We start from the raw sequence: 21352 nt of genomic DNA, 5'->3' as shown, positions 1-21352 counted from the left end.
GACCGATACGTACGAAAACATGCCAAGCTGTTGGACGTCGGGGCTGCGCATCGGATCAAGCGGTCAGTGATTGAGAGCGTCTATGACCGCGGCGATGCGCGGAGGTTTCTCGACAGCCTGCTAGGGCATCATGAGTGATTGTCGGGCGGGGTCAACGAAGCGCGTGCCCGCGTCGTACTGGCATGCCGACCACTCTCAGGCGTGCACGCCGGCGGTGAACGCCCACAGCACAATGACGCACATCACCACCACGTAGATGCGCAACCCCCAGAACACCCACTGCTGCCACGGCGTCAGCTGCAAGCGATGCACCGGCGGCAGCTCGTCATGCCAGCCTTCCTCGGCCAGCAGCGCCTGCACCTGCTCGGGCGTGTACTCGTTAAGGTCTTTCATGGGTTGCCTCCAAAGATATGCGGAAATACGGTGACCAGGCCATACAGGACGTTGCAGGCGATCAGCCCGAGCATGATCGCGACTGACAGTGCGTTGCGCACCGGCCCGTTGGCATGCTCACCCATCAGCTCACGATCGTTGAGCAGCATCAGCAGGAACAGCATCGCCGCCGGCATGAACACCGTGGCGATCACCTGCACGCTGAGGTTGAGGAAGCCGATCGGCAGGTTCGGGAACAGCACCACGCCGGCTGCGACCACCGTGCCCATCACCGCCGGGGCATAAAAGCGCCATGCCTGGCCGGGTGACGCGTTGAGCGAGCGTGGTAGATCCAGCGCCTCGCCGATCGCCCAGCCGGTACTGGCGGTGATCACGATGGTGGCGATCAGCCCGGCTTCGATCAGGCCCAGCGCGAACAGCTTCATAGCCGTCTCGCCTAAGCGCTGCTGCAGCGCGGACAGCACTGCCTCGGTCGTAAGGTTCTTCGCATCGGGAAGTCCCGACAGCGCTACCGCGCCGAGCACGATCACCGCGATCGCCACCAGTACCATGCCGCCCACACCGAGCATCAGGTCGCGTCGGCTGGCCGGGATGTCCTTCGGTAGCAGACCCTTGTCGACCACGCAGGACTGCTGGAAGAAGAGCTGCCACGGCGCGATGCTGGTTCCGATGTTGGCTGACAGCAGGATCAGGAAGGTCGCCGACAGCACGCCGCCGGGCAGCACCCAGCCCGAGCCTGCGAACGCACGCGCCACAGCATCCCAATGCGGGTGTGCCATCAGCACCAGCGGCACGAACACCAGGTTGAGCGCGGCGATGAACAGCGCGATGCGCTCCCACGCCCAGTAGCGCAGGAACACCAGCGTCATCACCACGAAGCCCAGCGTCAGCGGCACGCTCAGCCCATACGGAATGCCGAACGCCTCGCCGCCGATGCGGATGCCCAGAAACTCGGTGACCAAGGTCAGGATGTTGGCTAGTACTAGGTCGACCAGCGAGAAGATGCCCCAGAACGGGCCGTAGCGCTTCCAGATCAGCTCGGCGTGGCCGCGCCGCGTCACAGCGCCCAGGCGGATGGTCATCTCCTGCACCACGTAGGCGACGAAGCCGAGCACTAACATCAGCGGCAGAAACAGGCCCAGCCCATAGGCTGCGCCGGTCTGCGCGTAGGTCAGCACGCCACCGGCGTCGTTGTCGCCCAGCATCACCAGCAGGCCGGGGCCGATCAGGGCGAAGGCCAGTACCAGCCGGTTCCACGGCGTGGCAGGGCGCCGGCGCAGTGTCGCCAGGTGCAGGCGGTCGCGGATACGCTGCTGCAGGCCTGCGCGGGCCGCGGCGCTGGCGTGTGGTACGGAGATATCTGGCACAGACATGGTCAGGCTTCCTGTGGGTATCGAAGAAGTATCAGAGGCTCAGGTGCAGGCGCAGGCCGACCACCCGCGCCGGGCCGCGCGCGCGGTTGTAGCCGGGGTTGGCGATCCACTGCAGGTCCGGGCTCAGCTGCAAGTAGTGACCGAGTTGTAGGCGGTAGTAGGCTTCGATCACCCGTTCGCGGCCGTAGTCCAACGCGCCGTCGCACAGCAGGAAGCCGCAGCCGCCTGCGGCGAGGTAGGCGCGATGCGCGCTGGCTAGGCCGTTGAGGTCGAACGCGATGCCGATACGGTCCTCGGAGCGGCGCCAGTGCGCGCCGGACAGCTGCGCCCCCGCGCTCAGCGCGCGCTCGGCCTCCGTGTAGGCGAACGACTGAGTGTGGCCGTCGTTCCAGCCCCAACGCGCGAACAGCCCGGTGTCGCCGTCGTCGGCCAGTGGCAGCTCGGCATTGATCACGTAGCCGTGCTTGCGGCGGCCGTAGCGACCGTCGGCGGCGATGTCCGGCGTAGCGCCACTGGCGGCGGCGAGCGCCAGCGCCTGCGCGTAGTTGCCCATCTTGGCGATGTTGCGGAAGGCCAGCAGGCGCAACGCGAAGCCGTCACTGCCGAACGGGTGCAGCGACAGCTGCACCTGCTCGGCACGGGCTCGGTCCAGTGGCCCGGCCAGCGCCTGACCGTTGGCCTGCAGCGGCATCTGGTACACGCCGTAACGCAACGTCCAGTGGTGCTGGACCCACGCGACGATGAAGCCGTCGGTGTAGCCGCGGGTATCGGCGGCATAGTCATAGGACGCCGCGTTGATGAAATCCCAGTTCATGAACTGGTGGCGGGTATCGTTGGCGTAGCGGTTTTTGTCGAAGTCATCGGCCAGCGCCAGCCGCCCCAGCTTGAGCTCGATCCGCTGGGTGGCCAGCGTGCCGGGAAGCTGATCCTGCGCCCGCGCCATCGGAGCGCTGTTGGTGCCCAAAGGCAGATTCCAATCGAGGTAGGCGCGCGCGATGTACGGCCGCTGCTTGCCGCCCGAGCCGGGACCTGCGCGCACCACATCTCCGTTGACGTAACCGGCCAGGCCGGTGCCCTTGTTGATGCCGCCACCGGTGAACAGCTCGCCATCCAGATAGAAGGCCAGATGCGCCGGCAGCCGCATGCCCAGATAGGCACCGAACGTGCGCGAGAGCGCTTGGTCACCGCCAGCCGGCAGGCTGAGCGGGCCGGTATAGGCGGAATGCATGCGGTCGAGCTTCTGCGCCACGTAGCTGACCTGAGCATCCAGCAACTGCGGCACGAATAGCGGTGGCGCGCTTCCGCTGTCGGCATGCGCGCGCGTGACCAGGGCGCCGAGGCCCAGTAGCAGAAGTACGAACAGTTTGGATGTAGGCAAACGCGTCATGCGATCGATCTTTGGCAAGAGCGCCAGCAGCGACGGCCGCGGGCGCCAGCGTGGGGGAAGGGAATGTCAGCGCGAGGTCAGCCAGCGGGCGCGCAGACGCGTCTCGCCGGGCAGACGCTGCCAGTGTTGGATGAGCAGCGGACGCGGGGGCACGCCCGCCGGGTGCAGCGGCGGACGAGCCGGCGCAGCGCGCGGTGCGCGCGAGGATGGCAGTAGAAGGGTAAGCAGGAGCATGGCTCGCCTCCAGTCCGCAGACCGGGGGGCGAGCGGGACGTCAGGAGTGCCCGCCCGCGACCGGTGCGCGGGATGTGTACACGTTGGGCTGAACCTCGGCAGCAACCGGCGCCGATGGCGCGATCACTGCGTTGGTACTCGGATAGATGTCCATGGGTCTCGGATGCAGCAAATAAATGCCCGCGGGCGATCCGCCGGGCGCGCGTACGCTAATTGCCCTTGACGTTGAAGTCAACGATATTTGTGTCACGGCGATGGAATCATTGCCCGGGAAGGGAAGATTTGGGTGATGCCGTTCGGCTAACGGCGCGGTCGATTGCAGCTGGCAGTCGTGTCAGAGAGCAAACTTCAATGCGCTCACCGGCATGCCAAAGCGATCGCCGGGGTCAGTCATGGCATCTCTCCGCGAAGCACCGAGGTCCCGATGCGTGTTTTCGTAGTACTGGCATGTCGTGCATCTTCTTCTGCATGAACATAGATCGACGTCGTGCCGATGGAGCTATGACGCAGGTTCTGCTGGATGTGGTGGATCGGAGTGCCATCCTCGGCCTGGTGCGTGGCGGCCGTATGCCGCAGCCAATGCGTCGAGGCGCGGCGCACTCGTGTGGCCTTGACCTCATCCTGCTGTTGCAGTGTCTCGGCTACGCGCCGGAAGGTGTCCTTGACGATCTGGTAGACCGCCGTGGGCGTCAGCGGGGACGATCGTCCGGCGATGCCAAGAATGGCCGGGATGTTGCCGTCGCCCGAAGGCAACGCGGGCAAGCCGTGGAAGCGCCGATAGCGTGCGAAGTCGTCCATGAGACCGTCGCTCAGGGGGACGGTGCCTTCGACGCCACCTTTCCCCACGGTGTGCAACCACCACCGCCCACGGATAGGTTGGAAATCGTTTTCGTTGGCGGCCGCGGCTTCGGCGGCTCGTAGTGCGGTTTCATAGAGGAAGCGAAGCACCCAGCGAGCGCGTTCGTAGCGTTGCCGTTCCCGCATGGAGTCCTGCGGCCAATCGTCGACGACGCGTAACACCTCTTCCCAGATGGCACGGTCCAAGTAGCGTTCGATCGTGCGTCGAGTGCCTCGGCGTGCCCGTTGTCGCTGCAGGACGAACGGACTGCCCGCGAGATAGCCGGCACGCACGAGGTAATTGAACAGTCCCGCAAGAATGCCCAAGGCCTGGCGACGGCTGCGCTCGGCCAACGGACCGACCAACAGTCGCCGATGCTCGCCGCGACGGGCGAGACCGGCGTCGCACCAAGTCGCAGGGGGCTGAGCAAGAAACGCCTCATAAGCGATCACATCCTCGCGGGTGAGACTCGACACCGGCTTGCCACGGATTTGCGTGGCCCAAAGCAGCAAGCGTTCGGCCTCTTTGCGATAGCTGCGGAAGGTATGCGGCGAGTCGTGATATTCCGCCAGCCACAGGCCGATCGCGGCCACGTCGTCGTTGGCGGCGATCTGCCGCGCCACGCTGGCAGAGGCGCGATTGGCGCCAGCGCATCCCGACAGGGTGGGCGGCAAGGCTTGGGGCAACGCTAGAAGGTTCGCTGCAGGCTCCGTCATGCTTTCCGATGTCTGACGCCATGGGAAACGTAGCGTACAGCCAAAAGACATTCGATTATGGGAGTTATCGTAAATTTCTTGATCTAATCGTTACATATATAACGTAATACTGTGATATACACAGAATTCATTTGACGAAATTGATCTTCCGAGCGACTGGAGCAGCCATGAGTCGTGTCAGTGATACCCGTCAACGGACCCGCGAAGCCGCCGCTGTCTTGGTCGCGGACGGTAAACGCCCCCACGAACTCACCGTCGACCTGATCTATGCCGCCATACAGCAAGGCAGCCGCACCACAATCAACGACGAGTTGAAGCTGTGGAAGGATGAGCAGGCCAAGGCCGACGCCCTTGGCGCCGATCTCCCGCCGGCGATCGCCGATGCCATGCGCTCACTTTGGGTGGCGGCCGTGGAACAAGGGGAGCACGTCTTCAACGAACATCGCCAAGCGCTGGAGTCCGATCTGGAAACGCAGAAGCGTGCGCTCGATGACGTAGTTGTCGAACGAGACGCGGCGCAGGCAGCGGTTCACCAGCTGCAGCACGAGGTCAGTCAGCTTCGCGAGCAAGGCATCGAGGTGCGGCAGCAGCTCATCCAGGAAGCCGAGGCCAAGCGTGATGCCCTTGGCCAGGCTCAAGCGTTGCAGCACGAGGTGGCGGCCGTTCGCACCGACATGGCGCAGCAACTCGAAGCTGCACGGAATGCCCATGATCGATTGACCACCGAGTTCCAGGCGACCCTCGCAGCACGCGAAGCCGCCTTCCAGGCCGAACGGGATAAGGCCAACGAGCGTGTGGAGGCCGCTCAGACCCGCATGTTGCAAGAAACCGATGCCGCGCGTGAAGGACAGCGGCACGCGGAGCAGCAATTGGCCAAGCTGCGGCAACGTAGCGAAGAGCAGCAGACCAGCCTCACCGAATTGCGACTGGACATGGCGCGCCTGCGTCGGGAATTGGCTCAAGGGGAAGCGCGTTTGGCGGCGATGGCCAGCGTCACGGGCGAGCGCGACCAGCTGGCTTTGGAGCTGGCGGCCACACGGGGACAGGTCACCGGGCTGACTGCGGCACATCAATCAGCGGAAGCCCGCGCAGTGACCGCAGAGAACCAGTTGGCCGTGGCTCACAAACGCCGTCTATCCAAGCAAAAATGAGGGCAGCACCGGTATTGGATACTATGATTCATAAAGGCTTTTCGCCCTTATCCTGGTTTTCCGTTCCGTTGCTCCCCAAACCCCGGGTTGAGCAAAAACAGGCAGGGAAATGCCGGGCAAAAAGTACGCCAACTCGTTAATTCCCAAAGTAAATCGTACTTCTACTTATCAAAATTACATGTATCTCGGCTTAACCCCGAAAAGATGGTGGGCAACGAATTCGACAGGGGATTGACCGGCCTGAAGGCGCAGGTCGAAGCGATACACGCAACGGGAAAGGCCTAGCATCCGTTCTCGACTATCTCGTCCGACGCGTCGAAACTCGCGCTCTAAAGTTGGCGATGCTGTTCGATCCAGGCGGCTGCTTCGTCCAGCTGGCAGGGTGCGAGCATGCGGGTTCGTACGCGGCCGACCTCCCTCGTGGTCACGTGCTCGGCCTGCTCCAGGACGCTGCGCCTAGTGACATCGGAGAGCACGGCGGACGTTGTGTCGAGGCGCAAGGTGCTTACCCTACCCCCGATAACACGGGCTAACCGCCCCGCGCCACGTCCGCTTCCAGGAGCGGTCGCTTGCAAACGCATCTTAATGGGATTTTCGGTTTGACCCGCGCAGGAGCCGCTGGGTCATTACCGACCTTCATCCTCCCGATCCCAGCCGCTGGCCGAGCCATCGCTTTTTGGGGTGGTATAGCGGTGCCGTCGGGATTGAGCTTGAAGACGCCGCGAGGGTTCATCACGGTTTCCGCCTCGCCGGTGTCCTCATCCTGCGCATGCCCTCACCGCCAAGCGGCCGGGCTGCACAGCAGACGCTTGGCCCGCGCTCGTTCCAACGTCCGTTGCGCGCGACTCAACGGCAGATAGCCCGGCCTGGACGCGGCCAGCAGCTGCTGGCCCTGCCTGGATAGCAGCAACTGCAGGTAGCGGCAGAGCAGGAGGTCGCGATGGCCGGCCCGCGGTGCGCGGGTATAGACGTAGAGATAGCGGTCCAGCGGATAGCGGCCGGAGACGATGTCTGCGCGTGACCCCGTCGAGACACCCTGCTCCGCGCCAAGCCGGATGCCCAACATGCGCACCGAGGGATTGGCCTGGTTGAGGTCTGCGAAGCACAGGGCATCGGGATCGGAGGCCACCCGCCGGATCACCTGCACGGACTCGCGATAGCCGGTGTAGTCGGCGGCATAGTCCTTGTCAGCAAAGTGATGCCGGCGCATGTAGCTCCCCAGCGCTGTGTCCGGGGCCAGGCCACAGGGATGGATGGGGCGCCGCGCCCAGGCGCCGCCCAACCCCAGTTGCCCCCAGGTCGTCAGCGGCTCTGCGCCTGTGAAGCTGCGGCGTAGTTGGGCCAGATCGATGCTGGAAAGCGGATTGTCCGGATGAACGTAGATCGCCAGCGGCGACGAGCGTGCGCGCGGATCGAGCGCGGCCTGCGCCACGCGGAACTGCAGCGGATCGCCACCGGCCTGCCGCCGGTAGGCGGCGAGCGCGTCGGGCAGGAACTCCGCGCCCATCGGCGCGAACAGGCTGCTGCCGTCGGCCAGTGCAGCCGGCGCAGTGCGCGTGCCTTTCAAGATCAGCGTGAAGCGGGTGCCCGGATACTGCTGCGCGTAGCGCCGGTCGATCGCTTGCAGCATCCATAGCATGTCGTTGTAGCCGAAGATGCGCACCGCGCCATCCCGGTCGAGGTGGGCGGGCCGTGCAGTGTCGCAATCGCGCGCCAGTCGCTGGCGCGCATCGCGCCGCTGCGCCGGCGTCAGCGGCATAAAGCGCATGTGATCCCGCGCCACCTGGCGCTGACCGCGCGGACCAAGCACATAGGCAAGGAACCGGCAGGCCGGCAGCGAAAGGCTGCCCGCGGCCGTGGCCGGAAAACCCAGGTAGATCTCGCGCGCGAGCGCATAGCGGCCGACGGCAAGCGCAGCGGGACTGCCTGCCACATAAGCTGCACCCGTATGCAACGACAACCGCAGTGCGCGCACCGCCCCAGTCGCGTAGCCGAAGCCACTGTAGCCGATGCCGTCCGGATCGCGTCCGACCTGGCGCACGATCGCCGCCAGCGCGGTGGAGCCGGGAGCATCCGTCTGCACCCGCAGATCGGCGCGCCAGCGGCGTCCGCGCAACACGCGTCCGTCGAGAAAATTGACGATGCCGGGCGGGTTGCCGGTGCTGCGCAGCGGCGTCATCCCGTACAGGTGGATGGACCGCCCGGCCCAGGCCCCTCGCAGTCCAAGCTGGTCCCAGGTGAGCAGCGGCTTGACCTGCCCTGGCGCCGGCCGGCCCGAGAACACCGCAGCGAGCTGCGCCAGCTCGAGGCCGCGCAGCGGATTGGCGCGGTTGACGTAAATGGCCAGCGCGAAGCTGCCATGCGGTGTAGCGTAGCTACCGCCCGCGACCGGGACGACAACCAACCTTCGCCCCAAGCTGTGCTCGAAGGCCGTCCGCTCAGCCGGGAACGGCTCGCGCGCGAAGCTGACGCAGTTGACCGTGCCTGCCAGCGCGGCGGCCACGCCAGCGGCGGAGTAGCGGGTACCGGTGCCGACCTCGACCTGCTCTTCATGCGCTTGCACATTGAAACTCCGGGCCCAGCCCGACAGCAGCATCTGCATGGTGTCGGCGCCCAGGCAATGCAGCGCGGCGCCCGCCCGCGGCGAGCCTGGTGGAACGACACTCGCCGGCCCGCCCGTCGCAGCCGGTGCAAGCAGCCAGGACACCGCTAGCCACGCCCAAAGTCCTGGCGTGCGCCAACCCGTCATTGCAAGGTCTTCAGCGCCTTGTCAACGAACGTATTGGTATACGTCCGGCCTACCTTCACTCTCCGATACGACGGATTGGCCGCGGTCAGCACCTGCCACTCCTTGGTCGCACCCGCCGCCGGCATCCTCCCGTCGTTGTCGAACATCGGGATTTCCTCCTTCAGTTCCTTCAGGTACGCCGCACGATCCTTGCCTACGATCTGCGGTGGGATCACCGCCATGATCTGCTCTGGCGTATGCGTGTGGATGTAATGCAGCGTGCGCACGAAGGCATCCGCCAGATGCTGCGCGATCTCCGGGTGTGCCTGCACCTGCGCACTCATCATGTACACCGTGCTCGACGGAAACAGCGCACCCAGCGCCTTCTTCGTGCCTTGTACCGTCGTCAGATCCGCGAAGACCGTCCCCACCTCCTGCGATTCGTACAGGTCGCCCTCCGGGGTCGGCGCTACGACCAGGTCCGCCCCGCCGTTGCGGAGCGTGCCCACGTTCTTCGCATACATCGTCGGCAACTGCGTGTAGTCGCCGAGACCGTGTCCTCCCGATAGCATGAGCGCGTTTGCAATCGTCGTCTTCGAGGAACCAGCCCCGCCCGTGATGATGCGCGCGCCCTTTAGATCCTCCACGCTCCGATACTTGTCGCGCACCTGGTTGGCCACATAGACCTTCGCACCTGGCGTCACGCCCAGCGTGACGATCGCTTCGGTGTCGATGTCCTTCGACTGGTTGACCACGTTGTGGTGGTAATAGGCCATTACCGCGTCGACCCGGCCATCCTTGAGCAGGTCCACGCTCGACACATCGTGACGTGTGTTCATGACCGTCACGATCATCTTCCCCTCGTCGAAGTAGCCCAGGCGTTCGGCGAGCACGACGGGAAAATTGCGGATCTTCCCGATCTCGTCGACCAGCAACACGATGTGGTGCGAGTACGTGGTCATGCAGGCGTGCGAAGCCACCTGCGCGCCACTATCGCTGGCTACGGCAATGCCACTCGCGATCAAGGCCGCAGCAAAGGAAACAGCAAGCTTTTTCATGAATGCTCCTTACAGGGACGCTCAATGGCCTGCCGCAACGGGATCAGCGACAACGACCTGCTCCTCGGCACGCACGTGCTGCTTGCTGACGCTGATCGCTTCCCACTCCGGATTCGACATCAGGCGTGCGCGCACCTTGTCCACGACAGCCTCGCGCCTGCTCAGCGCCGCCTCGTCCTTGTATTGCAGGATCGCAATCACGTTCCACGCGCGTCCGGCCGGGAACTGGCTCATGTAGATCGAATAGCCCGCCAGTACTCCCTCGTCCATCCAGCCCTTGAACTGCGGTATCACATAGGCATTCGCATATTTAAGGTAGTCGCTGGCCGACACCTCGGTCTTGTACGGAATGGCCACGTAGACGGAATCCGTCGCGACCGTTGCACCGGCAGCCGAGCGCTTCAGGTCGACCGGCGTCGTGCGGATGGCCGTCGCCGCCGCCAGAGCCTTAGCGGAAAGCGCGCCGGGATCCGTCGCCTCGACACGGCGCCAGCAGTAGAGGTCGGCGGGCGTGGCGAACGTGAGGATGGCCATCGCATCCCAGTTGCCAGAATCCGCGTAGCGGCTGAACAGCAGCTTGTATTGCGTGAGCCGGCCGTCGCGCTCCCACTGCGCGAGCTTGCCGGCGGTCGACTGCACAAGCTCGTGCCGCAACAAAGGCCGGTTCGCGGGCGCGGTTTGGTACTCGACGACCAGCGACAGCCCCTGGTTGTCCGATGGCGGCGCGGCACCTGAGGCACGCACTGCCCCCGCATGGAACAGACCAGCCAGCGGAACCATCAGCGCAATCATCGCATTCTTGATCATGAACCTCTCCAGTGGCATTTCGCCTGTTGCATCGATTCACCGGTACCCTGCTCTGAGCTCAAAGATCCAGCACCAGGCGTTCCCCCTTGGCCCGCGAACAGCACGGCGTGAAATACCCGCGGTCCCGCTGTGCCTCCGTCAACACCGAGTCCAGGTGCTCGACCTCGCCTGATATCACCCGCATTACGCACGTCCCGCAGATTCCCTGCCCGCACGACACCGGGATCTCGATGCCGTGCTCGGCCAGCGCCGTCGCAATGCTCACGTGCTCGGCAATCTGGTAGGTTTTCCCGGTGCTCGCCGCCCGGACGCCGAATGCGTGCGTCATCACCGGTTGCTTCACCTGGGCCGCGAACCGCTCGCTGTGCAGCCGCTCCCCGACCCAACCATGCCGCCGCGCGGCTTCCAACGCCGCGTCCGTGAACCCGGCCGGGCCGCACACGTACAGGTGCGTGCCCGTCGGCTGCCGGCTGAGTACGCGGTCGATGTCGAGCCGCTGCCCGGACTGCTCGTCACTGAAGTGGCAGGACACGCGCTGTGCCCAGGACGAGCCTGCGATTCGTTGCAGGAACGCGGCACGCGAGCGCGAGCGCGCGCAGTAGTGCATTTCGAAGTCGGCGCCGCGGCGCGCGAGCCTCTCGGCCATTCCCAGGATCGGCGTGATGCCGATGCCGCCGGCGAGCAGCAGCGAGTGCGGGGCGGATTCGTCCAGCGCGAAGTGGTTGCGCGGTGCGCCGATTTCCAGCAGGTCGCCCTTTTCAACGCGCTTGTGCAGCATCACAGACGCTCCGCGCGATTCCGGCGCGCACAGCACTGCGATCAAGTAGCGGCGACGATCTCGAGGATCGCTACATAACGAGTACTGGCGTACAAAGCCGCCTACGTAGACGTCAATGTGCGAGCCCACTGTAAACGCGGGCAGCTTTCCCCCCTTTCGTGCAACCAGTTCGAACGCGCACACGCCGTCGGCCTCGACAGTCCTCGCCGCGACACGCACTTCCAACCGGGTATTACCAGACACCGTGCCACGGGCGCGACGCACGAAGTTGCGGATGCCCGTGTACCCGAGAACCGGCACCGACAGCGCGCCGAAGAACAGCAGAAGCTGCGCGAACAACCCACCGTATTGTCCCGTGTGCCAAGACAACATCCAGAAATACAGGCGAAAACCGAGGCTGTTCTTCGCATACGGCACGAAGCGCAGCACCTTGCCGCTGTAGGCGTCGAGGTACAGCATCGTGCGCGCGTTCGGATGCGGCGCGTTGCGGGCAATCAGGTATATCTCGACCGGATCGCGCGGCTTGCGCGGAATGTGCATGAGCGCATCCTGCGGATCGGGCACGTGCGACAGCGCGGTACGCCAGAATGTTTCGAGCGACAGGCGTGCGGCGCCATCGGCCGGTACCCCCGATACCGGTGGCCCCGGCCGCGGCGAGCCGGTGACCACGAATATGCCCTGCTTGTACCAGGCGAACGCGAAGGGCAGCCCGGTAAGGACCAGCGAAAGCAACACCGCGCCCGCACACACACCCACCACGCGGTGCAGACGGAACGTCGACACTCGTGCGGGCGAGCCGGCCTTGACCGCGAACGCGAGCCGCCAACCGCTGCCCGCGCGCGGCCACCAGAGCACGACGCCACCGATGATGAGCACAAGGCCGAAAACCATCGCGCTCGTGCCGGCAACCAGGTCGCCGTGCTTCATGAACAGAAAGCGATGGATTTGCTCGATGGTGCCGAGGATGCCGCCGTAGCGCGCCCGCTGGCCCAGCACCTTCCCGGTACAAGGATCGAGATACACGAAAACCTCATCCCTGAAGCGAACCATCGCCGCCGGCATGCGCGGCTCGGCGGGCTTGGCGGCAACGATGCGGATATAGTCGAGGCTGGCCCCCGGCCGCGAACCGGCAGCGTTCGCGGCGAGCATATCCAGGGGCACGCGTGCTATGCAGACCGGAACGGTCAGCAGACCGCGGTTCACCACCGGCTCGAGTGCCGGGCGAAACACCAGGGCCGCCCCCGTCGCGGCCATGAGGCAGATCACCAGTCCGACGGTCAGGCCGGACCAGCGATGGACCTGTAGCAGCAGGGGGCGGAATGCACGCTTCATGGCGCGGGCCGGCCATGGTTGTGCCGTTCGTCACCTGTGCCAGCCGACCGGCCGGCTTTTTTTTTCGCACTCACATGCACGGGGAACCGCCTAGGCAGTTGCTGCCCGCAGGAACGCCGTCGCAAGACCCTGCCAGAGCGCTGGAGAGGGGACGTGCCCGACGAGGCACCCTCCAGCGCCGGCAGGTGGGGAAACATGCACTCACCCGCCGATCGACCACAGCACCACGGCGTCGAACAGCGCATGGCCCTGGGCGGTGAGGTCGTCGTAGGTCGGGTTGTCCAGCGGCAGTTGCGCTCGGCGGGCCGGTGCGACGAAGCCGTCGGCCATCACCGAGCCCTTGGGATAGCCGAAGATCGCGCGCTGGTCGGGCGCATTGGGCAGGGTCGCGATCACCACGGCGTCGGGTGTTGGCCGGGCCCACTTCAGCACGCCGGGATGCTGGCTGAACTGCACCAGGCCCGGTGGCAGGCCCGCCGCCATCGGACTGCCGGCACCGACGATGTCCAGGTAATCCTCGGGCGGATCGTCGCTCTCGTGCTCCTCGCCGTGCTCGCCGTAGTCCACGTAGCGGTGACGGCCTGCCAAGTGCATCGCATCCGCGTCCAGGCCTTCCATCGAAATCACCGGCACCGCAACGTCGACGTACTTGTTGGCCAGCTTGTACTTCGAGCAGGTCGAGGAAATGAACACCAGGTTCTTGCCATCGGCGCGCGACTGCGGCTCCGTCTGGTCGGCTACTTCCACCTGGAAACCCAGGCTGCGCAGGTGCGCAACGATGTGATCGTCCGCCTCGCGACCTTCACCGCCATTCACGCGCTCCACGTACAGCACCCGCTTGCCGTGCGCCGCCTTGCCGAGCCGGGCGTCCAGCACGGCGGGATCGTAGGGCGCCACCGGTGCCGGCGGGCTCACCGCCCAGCGGAGCGCGGCATCGAACAGCTTCAGGCCTATCGCCCAGCTGCGCATCTGCGGATCACGCGCAGCCGGACCGTGCACGTCGGTGAGCAAGTGGAAATTGCCGTCGCCCAGGAAGAAACCGACCCGGCGCGCCGGCGCCACCCGCCGTTGCAGCATGCTGGCGTTGCGTTCGTAGGCGAACACCGCCGCCATGTCAGGGCTGCCGTCGTAGTCGGCAACCACGGTGGCGCCCGGCCCCGGCCGGCCCCAGCCGGCATGGCCCGGCTCCAGGTACAGCGTGCCGAACAGCTGCGGCTTGAGCCCAACTGCCTGGCCGATCTCCGAAGTCGTGCCCGCACCATAGCCGTAGAGGATCATGAAGCTGTCGGCGAAATGCTGGACCGGATCCACCACCCCGAAATCCCGGTGCAGCTCCGGGCTGGTCATGCCCAGGTTGGGATAGTCGAAGGCGTTCCAGGTGAAGATCGGCACCGCGACATCTGCGTAGCGGTCGCCCAGGCGATTGGCGTCGGCGGTCGAGGAGATCACGATCAGGCTGGCTCCCCTGGCGGAACTCTCGGGCGCCTTGTCATCGACCGTCCTGACCTTGAAGCCCAGCGACTCCAGGTGCTGCCGTACCAGCGCATCGTCGTTGGGCTCGCCAGGCTCGGTGGCGCCGGTCACCATCAGCACGGTCTTGCCGTGCAACGCCGACCACGGCAGCATCGCGGCGCCAGCGGACGGTCCGCACAGCGCGAGCCCCAGCAACATGCTGCCGGCGGCGAAGAAGGAACGCATCCGTCGACTCATGGTGCTGCCCCCTGGCCCGATGTCCACAGCTCGACCGTCCCGTTCGAGGTGGCGGACTTGTCGCCGACCGCCAGCCAGAGCTGGTGCGTATCCGGATTCATCGCCATCGCCTCGCAACGCCCAGGCAGCACATCGCCGCCACCATCGACGTATTTCACGAAGGCCAGCATGCGGATCAGCGCCATCCGGTCGTTGGCGCCCACGCCGATCGCGGCGCCCTTCCAGCCGTCCGCGCCGAAGGGGTGGACAGCGAACAACATGCGCGAGGCACCGCGCATGGAAGAAGGCAGTTGCTCGAAGGTGAAACCCATGTCGGTATCGACCACCGCGCGCATGCCGTCGGCACACGCCACGAACAGGCGACGCCCGACCGGGTCCATCGCCATTCCGTCCGGCCCCTTGCAGCCCGACAGCGGAATGCTGCCCAGCGTGCTCATGTGTGCCTCGTCCACTGCGTCGATGGCGTCGTGCGCGCCGTCGGTGACATAGAGCGTGCCGCGCTGGTCGATCGCCATCTGCCCCAATTTGCCGGACAGGCTCAGCGTGCCCAGCGAGCGCCCGCTGGCCGCGTCGACCTTGGTCAGCGTGGCGCCCTGCACATCCTCGACGAACACCGCTCCGGCGCCGCCATCGTAGAGCAGGGCCGATGGCGTGCCGCCGCCGAGCGCCTGCTGCCGCAACAGGCGCAGCGGGTGCAGGCCGAAGCTCGCCAGCCGGGCCGGCGCGGCCAACAGGGCGTAGCCGGTGGCGTGCGCCGGATCGATCGCCATGTCGACGACGGAACCCGGCAGGGTCAATGTCCCCGCCGGCTGCGCGGTGGCCGCATCATAGGCGAGCAGTTCGCTGCCGCGGGCAAGGTAGGCATGATGGTCGCCGGGGCCGAATGCCAGCGCCTGCACCGGTGCGCCGACCGGCAACGCAAAGCGCTTGCCGAGTTGCGGCCCCGACGTACCGGCGAAACAGACGCCGCACAGCGACGCCAAGGCGAGTCCGGCCAGGCCAGGCCCGCTCGATCGTTGCCTCCTCATCGACTGCCCTCCCCTTGCGCCGAGGCACCGATTAGCGCACGCGCGCTTGCCGCCTGGGCGCCGCGCAGCGGCAGGAAGATTGCTTCGTCCAGCACCTGCTGCTGCCCCTGCCGGCTGAGCACGAAGCGCAGGAACTCCTGATCCGCAGGCGGCAGGCTGGCGCCCGGCTTCCGGTTCACGTTGGCGTAGACCAGCCGGCTCAGCGGATAGGTCGCCATGGCGACGTTCGTGTACGTTGGCTCCACGTAGTGGCCGCCGCTGCCGATCGCCAGCATCTTCACCGGCGCGTCGATGAAGGCCAGGCCGGCGTAGCCGATGCCGTCCGGATCGGCGGCGACGCGTTTGGCGATCGGGAACACCGTGGGATCGAAATGCAGGTCGGTGCGCCATTCCCCGCGCTGTCCGCTGGCATCGAGCACGCGCTGGCGCACGAACTCCTCGAAACCATTCCAGGGCTTGATCGCATACACGTGGATCGGCCGCTTCGCCCAGGCGCCGGTAGCGCCGAGGTCGCCCCAGGTGGCGGCGGCTTGCCCGCCGCGCAGATGCGTGCGCGAGAGCACCCCATCCAGCTGCGCCAGGCTCAGGTGCCCGAGTGGATTCTGCCGGTTGACGAAGAACGCCACTGCGTCCAGGAAGCCGAACTGCCGGTACGAGCCTCCCGAAACCGGCACGCTCAATGGCGGATAGCCGTGATGCGCGCGGAACGCGCTCACGTCGGTGGGCTTGAGCTCGCGCGAGACGAAGGCGATGTCGAGCCTGCCGGCGTCCATCTCGCCGGCCGCATGGGTGCCTTCGTAGGGTGGGCCGAAATCGACCTGCACCTTGGGGTAGAACTTGTGGAACGCGCCGATCCAGGCTCTCACCAGCCCAGGCAGGACGTCGGAGCAGCCGATGTTGATCGAGCCACCTAGGTCGGCGCCGTGCGCGGGCACGAACGACGGCAGCGACGCGTCCAGCGTCGGCTGCAAAGGCTCGGCCGTGGGCAACGGCCGGCCCACCCGCATGCCCGCTTCATCCTGGGCCTTGGTCTGCGCCGGATGCGTGACCTCCGCCGGCCGCAGCCATTCCACCTGCTGCTGCGCCACGGCCACCGCCGGTACGGCGAGAGCCGCGGCCAGCAACCCCAAGCCAATGGGTCGCAGCGACCCCGCATGACGTTCGCAACGACGTTTCATTCGAAGTAGGCCCTGACCGAAAGGGTGAACAGGCGGGGATTACCTGGCAGCAGGTTGATGTCGCCATTGAAGCCGGCGCTCTGGTAGTAGGTCTTGTCAAACAGGTTCTCGACCTTGAACGTCACGACGTACGGCCCACGGCTGTAGTACAGCGCCGCATCCACCCGGGTGTAGGTCGGAAGCCGCAGCATGGGGGCCCCAATCTTGGTCGGACTGAAGCCCTGGCGCTCGCCGTTGTAGATCAGGCCTAGCCCGAAACCCAACCCTTCCAGCGAGGCGCCGGTGAAGTCGTAGCGCGACCACAGGTGCGCGCTGTCGTAGGGCACATTGGGTAGACGGCTGTTCACCTGCGCCGGCGTATCCGACGCGGTGATTCGCGCGTCGGTATAGCTGTAGCCGGCTGTCAGCTGCCAATTGTCCAGGGGGCGCGCGTTGATCTCGAACTCCGCGCCCTGCGAGCGCGCTTTGCCCAGCTGCTGATAGCAGGTGCCGTAGGCGCAGGGGAAATGGCTGAAGGTGTTCTTCTCGTCGATGCGGAACAGCGCCAGCGTGGCCGACAAGTGGCCGTGCATGAAGTTGGCCTTGCTGCCTACTTCGACCTGGCTGGCCCAGGTCGGCACGAAGCTGTTCACCCCATTGATGTCGATCGCGTTGGCGGCGGGCGGCACGTACGAGGTGCTGTAGCTTGCGTAGTAGCTCCAGTGCTTATCCGGCTGGTAGACCAGGCCGTACATCGGCAGGAATTTGCTGTTGGTCTTGCTGTTCCTGGGAACGCCGGGAACTTTCCGCTCGACGATCGACTGGTGGTCGCGCGCGTAGCGCAAGCCAAGCGTGGCCTTCCAGTGCTCGGACAGAGTCATCATATCGGCGAAGTAGGCACCGTAGGTTTCGGTTACCGAGTAGCGGTCGCTCAGCAGCTTGGTGCTGCCCTTGGCGACCAGGGGCAGGTCCGCCAGCGGCGGCACCGCGCCGTAGACCGGGTCGTAGATGGCGATGTCCAGCGAATCGGCGCCCTTGGCCGGGCCATTGAAGAACTGCAGCCGGTCGGCGTCCGACGTGTCGCGCCCCGCGGTAAGGCCGACCACCGCCTTGTGGCCGATACCGAAGGTGTCGAAGGGAATGTGCAGATTGGTATCAAGGTAGTCGTAGCGGCGCTTGTTGAGCTGGCCGCGCGCACGGCGGCCGACGTGGAGCAGGTCCGGGCGGATCGCGGTGACGTCGAAGCCATGCGCCTCGTCGGTATGCCAGACGTCGCGGGTGTCGATGTTCCAGCTGACGCCGTTGTCGAAGTTGTGGTTGAAGAACAGCGACAGCACGCTGCCGTGTTCCTTCTCATAGTCGCTCGGCTCCTGGTAACGCGTGGTGATCGGTGCCGCGAGATTGATGTTGCTATCGGGCGCGACGAGGTAGGTGTCATAGCTGTAATGCAGCCGCTGGTACTGGTAGGCAGCGGTGAGGCTGGTCCTGTCCGAGATGTTCCACGTCAGGCTGGGGGCGACATAGACGTCGCGGTCGTAGCTGGCGTAGCGATAGGTGTCCTTGTTCGAGTCGTCCATGATCAGCCGGTAGAGAAAGCGCTTGTCCTTGTCCAGCGGCCCGGTCAGGTCCGCCGCGAAGTCGAGGCCAGGCTTGTCGCTGATGCCGATACCCGCGCCATCGTAGGTGGTCACGCTGGTGCTCAACTCGTACAGCGGGTAAGCCTCGGGCTTCTTGGTGATCAGGTTGACGAAGCCGCCCGGCTGCTCTTCGCCGTTGAGCACCGATGAGGGTCCTCGCACCACATCGATACGCGAGATGCCGATGGTGACCGGCGAGCCGAATCGCGTCGCCAGCCCCGGCAGCCCATCCACAAGGATGGAGTTCTGGTCGTTGGCGCCGCTCTGGAAGCCACGGAAAACCAGGTCGTAACCGGTGATGCCAGCGCTCTGGATGCCGGTCATGTAGGGATACAATTCGTCGACCTTAGCCGCCTCGACCGCATGCATGAAGGCGCCGGTATAGGTGGAGATGGAGAACGGCGTATCCCGCGCAGGCACGTCCATTTTCAGCGCACTGTGCCCCTTGGCGGAAATGAAGTGTCCCTTGACCGATACGCCCTTCAGCGTGACGACCTTCTTGGGCGACGATTGTGACGATGGCTTGCCATTCACCGCCGCTTGCCCAGTGCTGCCGGACGGCTGATCTGGCGGCAGCGGTGAATGAGCCTGCGCTGTTGCGGCGGAAAGCGCCGCCGCGATTGAAACTGCGATCAGGTTGAAACGACGGAATGACATTTTCCCCTCCCCGACAGGCACATCACATGAATGCCGGTCCCCCTCAGACCCCGGCTGTATGGCTGTGGGCGAGCTTAGGTCGCCATTCTTTAGGCAGACTTAATTCTTTCTGAAATTTCTTTCAGCATGATCGAGCGACTGGGTGGCGCGCGGCACACGGAATGGGGTCGGCGCGGCACGCGATGCCGAGGTATCGGCCTGCCCATCGATCTACTGCATCACCTTGCCGCGGGTAAGCTGTATGCGCTCGTCGAGCTGGCTTACCTGGGCCTGGAAACCCAGCATGCGCGCCTGCAGGGCTTGGCCCTGCTCCTTGCGCTGTGCTTCGGAAAGCGTGGCGGCCTTCTGCTGGAAAGCCTACACCTCGGCGGCCAACGGCTTGCGGTGCTCATCCAGCAGCGACTGCTGCTGCGCCGCCAGCATCTTCAGGCGATCGCTCGCCAACTGCTTCACCTTGGACTGCGCGAACGCCACCTCGCGCGACAGCATGCACACGCCCCTGCCCAACCCTCATCTGTTCCAGCAACAGCCAAGACAAGTACGTCTGGCACGCGGACCTCGTCTACCCCCGACAACCAGCCCTAATCACCCATCTGCGTCGGCTTGCTCAGGTAGGGGGGGCGTGCAATTTGATGGTTGGTTCAGGCGCTGCAGGCCTGTCGCCGTGCAGCGCAGGGCGGCGTTCCCGGCCATCGACGCCGAGAAGCCGCTTTCGATCGTCAGGCATTGGTCTGCCAGCGCTGCAACACCGGGCCGGTGCGACACGACAACCAGGGTGGTTTGTGGCAGGCGCCGCTTCAGCGTGGCGAGGACGGCCAGCTCTGCGGCTGCATCCAACGCGCTGGTGGCCTCATCCAGCACAGCCAGGCGTGGTCGCCGCAGGATCACCTGGGCCAGCAGCAGCCGCTGCAGTTCACCACCGGACAAGCGGCTGGAGGCGCTGTGAAGCGCGGTGTCGAGTCCGTGCGACGACTCAGCCACGCACCGGTCGAGGCCGACGTCGGCCAGTGCGCTGCGCAGCAGTGCATCCGTGGCGTCGGGCGCCGCCCAGCGCAGGCACTCGCGCACCGAACGTTGCCACGGCCGCACGTTCTGGCTGACGTAAGCGCCATGACGCACCAGCTCGCGATAGGCGTCGAAACCGATCGGCCGCTGGTCGAGACGCGCTACGAAGACCTCGGGCGTAGCCATGCCGGCCAGCACGTCGACCAGGCTGCTCTTGCCGATCCCGGAGTCGCCGGAAATCAGCGTGAGCTCGCCGGGTGCCAGCACCAGTTCACCAACCTCAAGACCCGTCGGCGGCGGCGTCAGCCGCATCCGTTCGATGCGGAGGATCCCCTCCCCCACCGCTGGCCGCGGCGACGCCGTAGGCGCCGTCGGTCGATCAGCGTCCAGGTCCATGTAGCGATGCCACAGTTCGAAGGCCGGGGCAGCCGAACGCAGTTGCTGGAAGCTCTGCCGCGTGGCCACCAGATAGGGCAGCAGGCGCCCGAGGAGCAGGCATACGGCGATGAGCGAGGCCCGGTCCACGCCTCGCCAGCGATCGGCGAGCAGGAACAGCGACGTGATCCCGAGCATCGCCAGCAGTTCAAGCACCAGCCTTCCGGTGGCCACCAGTTCCAGCTGGCGGCGATAGCCATGGCCGAGCCGGGCGGCAATCGCGCCGCAGCTCGCCTTCTCTGCAGCTTCGCGTTCGAACGAGCGCACATGGCGCAGGCGGCGCGGAAAGTCTTCGCTGTGCCAGAACAGCTGCGTCATGTCGGCCACGTAGCGACGCGCGACCAGTGCCTGCTCGCGGCCATAGGCGCGCGAAGCGGCCAGCCCGAGGCCCGCCAGCAGCGGCACGGCCAGCAACAGCGGCGGCGCGACCCAGAATGCGAAACCCAGGCTGACCGCCGCGGTGAGACCGACCACCAGCAGCTGCTGCAGGGCGCTGAAGCCCTGCACGAGGATCTCGACGTTGTGGGTGAGCACGTTGGCGATTTCCGCGGACGTCGCATCGGCCAGTGCGGCCAGCGGCGCGTCGATCAGCCGTGCATGCACCTCTTGGCGCAGGTTCATGCCGTAGCGGCCGACCAGCCGCGCGCCTAGCCGCGCAGCCTGCCAGCGCAGCAGCGCGAACGCACCACTGGCCGCTGCAAAGGTCCCTGCCTGCACAACGACGCTGCGGCGCGCATCGAGCAGGCCATCGCTCAACGGCAACGCGTGGCCCGGCTGCACCAGCGGCACCAGCAGCAGCGCCGCCAGGCTGCCGGCGACGGCTGCGCCCAGTGACAACGCGACGTACGCTGCGGTTTCCGCCAGATCCCTGTGCGCGAGCGTGCGCAGCAGCGCACGCAACAAGTCCAGCGACCGGACATGCATCATC

General features: G+C 65.8%; 15 protein-coding genes. 1 reads left to right on the top strand and 14 read right to left on the bottom strand.

Annotated features, from left to right (window positions below; all coding sequences use genetic code 11):
• Positions 1–195: 195 nt before the first annotated feature.
• The 4 genes from AC2EWF_RS13065 to AC2EWF_RS13050 form a co-directional block, all read right to left on the bottom strand.
• Entirely contained in the window at positions 196–393 is a 198-nt protein-coding gene (locus AC2EWF_RS13065) for a hypothetical protein (RefSeq protein ID WP_043795149.1), read from the bottom strand.
• The gene (locus tag AC2EWF_RS13060; protein WP_027483921.1) at positions 390–1766 is read right to left on the bottom strand and encodes an NRAMP family divalent metal transporter; all 1377 of its coding nucleotides are present in this window, start codon (positions 1764–1766) and stop codon (positions 390–392) included. Before AC2EWF_RS13060 ends, AC2EWF_RS13065 begins: the two co-directional genes overlap by 4 nt.
• Positions 1767–1797: 31 nt before the next feature.
• On the bottom strand, positions 1798–3153 hold the full coding sequence (locus tag AC2EWF_RS13055) for a carbohydrate porin (protein WP_231381685.1): 1356 nt from the start codon (positions 3151–3153) through the stop codon (positions 1798–1800).
• A gap of 624 nt (positions 3154–3777) precedes the next feature.
• Positions 3778–4941: a site-specific integrase gene (locus tag AC2EWF_RS13050; RefSeq protein WP_027483923.1), complete on the bottom strand. Its 1164-nt coding sequence runs from the start codon at positions 4939–4941 to the stop codon at positions 3778–3780.
• A 167-nt stretch (positions 4942–5108) separates the two neighbouring features.
• Here AC2EWF_RS13050 and AC2EWF_RS13045 point away from each other — a divergent pair, with 167 nt between their 5' ends.
• Positions 5109–6092 carry a DNA-binding protein gene (locus AC2EWF_RS13045; RefSeq protein WP_483639791.1) on the top strand — a complete coding sequence of 328 codons (984 nt, stop codon included), beginning with the start codon at positions 5109–5111 and terminating at the stop codon, positions 6090–6092.
• A 775-nt stretch (positions 6093–6867) separates the two neighbouring features.
• On the opposite strand, the gene AC2EWF_RS13040 is transcribed toward AC2EWF_RS13045, so the two are convergent.
• The 10 genes from AC2EWF_RS13040 to AC2EWF_RS12995 all read right to left on the bottom strand — a co-directional run bounded on the left by AC2EWF_RS13040 (position 6868) and on the right by AC2EWF_RS12995 (position 21351).
• Positions 6868–8694, bottom strand: coding sequence for a PstS family phosphate ABC transporter substrate-binding protein (locus AC2EWF_RS13040; RefSeq protein ID WP_483639790.1), 1827 nt, complete (start codon positions 8692–8694; stop codon positions 6868–6870).
• Positions 8695–8837: 143 nt separating this feature from the next.
• Complete coding sequence (locus AC2EWF_RS13035; protein WP_483639789.1) at positions 8838–9878, bottom strand: ABC transporter substrate-binding protein; 1041 nt, start codon at positions 9876–9878, stop codon at positions 8838–8840.
• A gap of 21 nt (positions 9879–9899) precedes the next feature.
• Entirely contained in the window at positions 9900–10685 is a 786-nt protein-coding gene (locus AC2EWF_RS13030) for a hypothetical protein (protein WP_483639788.1), read from the bottom strand.
• Positions 10686–10743: 58 nt separating this feature from the next.
• Positions 10744–12795 carry a PepSY domain-containing protein gene (locus AC2EWF_RS13025; RefSeq protein ID WP_483639787.1) on the bottom strand — a complete coding sequence of 684 codons (2052 nt, stop codon included), beginning with the start codon at positions 12793–12795 and terminating at the stop codon, positions 10744–10746.
• Positions 12796–12996: 201 nt separating this feature from the next.
• Positions 12997–14493, bottom strand: a complete 1497-nt coding sequence (locus AC2EWF_RS13020) for a hypothetical protein (RefSeq protein WP_483639786.1) — start codon at positions 14491–14493, stop codon at positions 12997–12999.
• An 8-nt stretch (positions 14494–14501) separates the two neighbouring features.
• Positions 14502–15533, bottom strand: coding sequence for a YncE family protein (locus tag AC2EWF_RS13015; protein WP_483639785.1), 1032 nt, complete (start codon positions 15531–15533; stop codon positions 14502–14504).
• The gene (locus AC2EWF_RS13010) at positions 15530–16711 is read right to left on the bottom strand and encodes a PstS family phosphate ABC transporter substrate-binding protein (protein WP_483639784.1); all 1182 of its coding nucleotides are present in this window, start codon (positions 16709–16711) and stop codon (positions 15530–15532) included. Before AC2EWF_RS13010 ends, AC2EWF_RS13015 begins: the two co-directional genes overlap by 4 nt.
• Entirely contained in the window at positions 16708–18861 is a 2154-nt protein-coding gene (locus AC2EWF_RS13005; RefSeq protein WP_483639783.1) for a TonB-dependent siderophore receptor, read from the bottom strand. The genes AC2EWF_RS13010 and AC2EWF_RS13005 overlap by 4 nt, the downstream gene beginning before the upstream one ends.
• A gap of 480 nt (positions 18862–19341) precedes the next feature.
• Positions 19342–19473: a hypothetical protein gene (locus tag AC2EWF_RS13000; RefSeq protein ID WP_483639782.1), complete on the bottom strand. Its 132-nt coding sequence runs from the start codon at positions 19471–19473 to the stop codon at positions 19342–19344.
• A 96-nt stretch (positions 19474–19569) separates the two neighbouring features.
• On the bottom strand, positions 19570–21351 hold the full coding sequence (locus AC2EWF_RS12995) for an ATP-binding cassette domain-containing protein (protein WP_483639819.1): 1782 nt from the start codon (positions 21349–21351) through the stop codon (positions 19570–19572).
• Between the last annotated feature and the right edge of the window lies 1 nt (position 21352).

Source organism: Rhodanobacter sp. sgz306013, from assembly GCF_057031145.1.
The sequence above is the reverse complement of the archived record's forward strand: the minus strand, read 5'-3'. Positions and strand labels throughout refer to the sequence as shown.

Coding starts and splice junctions, on each gene's coding strand:
- AC2EWF_RS13010 (WP_483639784.1), bottom strand. CDS start 16,711: ATGAAACGTCGTTGCGAACGTCATGCGGGGTCGCTGCGACCCATTGGC.
- AC2EWF_RS13055 (WP_231381685.1), bottom strand. CDS start 3,153: ATGACGCGTTTGCCTACATCCAAACTGTTCGTACTTCTGCTACTGGGC.
- AC2EWF_RS13030 (WP_483639788.1), bottom strand. CDS start 10,685: ATGATCAAGAATGCGATGATTGCGCTGATGGTTCCGCTGGCTGGTCTG.
- AC2EWF_RS13000 (WP_483639782.1), bottom strand. CDS start 19,473: ATGCTGTCGCGCGAGGTGGCGTTCGCGCAGTCCAAGGTGAAGCAGTTG.
- AC2EWF_RS13045 (WP_483639791.1), top strand. CDS start 5,109: ATGAGTCGTGTCAGTGATACCCGTCAACGGACCCGCGAAGCCGCCGCT.
- AC2EWF_RS13035 (WP_483639789.1), bottom strand. CDS start 9,878: ATGAAAAAGCTTGCTGTTTCCTTTGCTGCGGCCTTGATCGCGAGTGGC.
- AC2EWF_RS13020 (WP_483639786.1), bottom strand. CDS start 14,493: ATGCGTTCCTTCTTCGCCGCCGGCAGCATGTTGCTGGGGCTCGCGCTG.
- AC2EWF_RS13040 (WP_483639790.1), bottom strand. CDS start 8,694: ATGCAGATGCTGCTGTCGGGCTGGGCCCGGAGTTTCAATGTGCAAGCG.
- AC2EWF_RS13065 (WP_043795149.1), bottom strand. CDS start 393: ATGAAAGACCTTAACGAGTACACGCCCGAGCAGGTGCAGGCGCTGCTG.
- AC2EWF_RS13015 (WP_483639785.1), bottom strand. CDS start 15,533: ATGAGGAGGCAACGATCGAGCGGGCCTGGCCTGGCCGGACTCGCCTTG.
- AC2EWF_RS13025 (WP_483639787.1), bottom strand. CDS start 12,795: ATGAAGCGTGCATTCCGCCCCCTGCTGCTACAGGTCCATCGCTGGTCC.
- AC2EWF_RS12995 (WP_483639819.1), bottom strand. CDS start 21,351: ATGATGCATGTCCGGTCGCTGGACTTGTTGCGTGCGCTGCTGCGCACG.
- AC2EWF_RS13060 (WP_027483921.1), bottom strand. CDS start 1,766: ATGTCTGTGCCAGATATCTCCGTACCACACGCCAGCGCCGCGGCCCGC.
- AC2EWF_RS13050 (WP_027483923.1), bottom strand. CDS start 4,941: ATGACGGAGCCTGCAGCGAACCTTCTAGCGTTGCCCCAAGCCTTGCCG.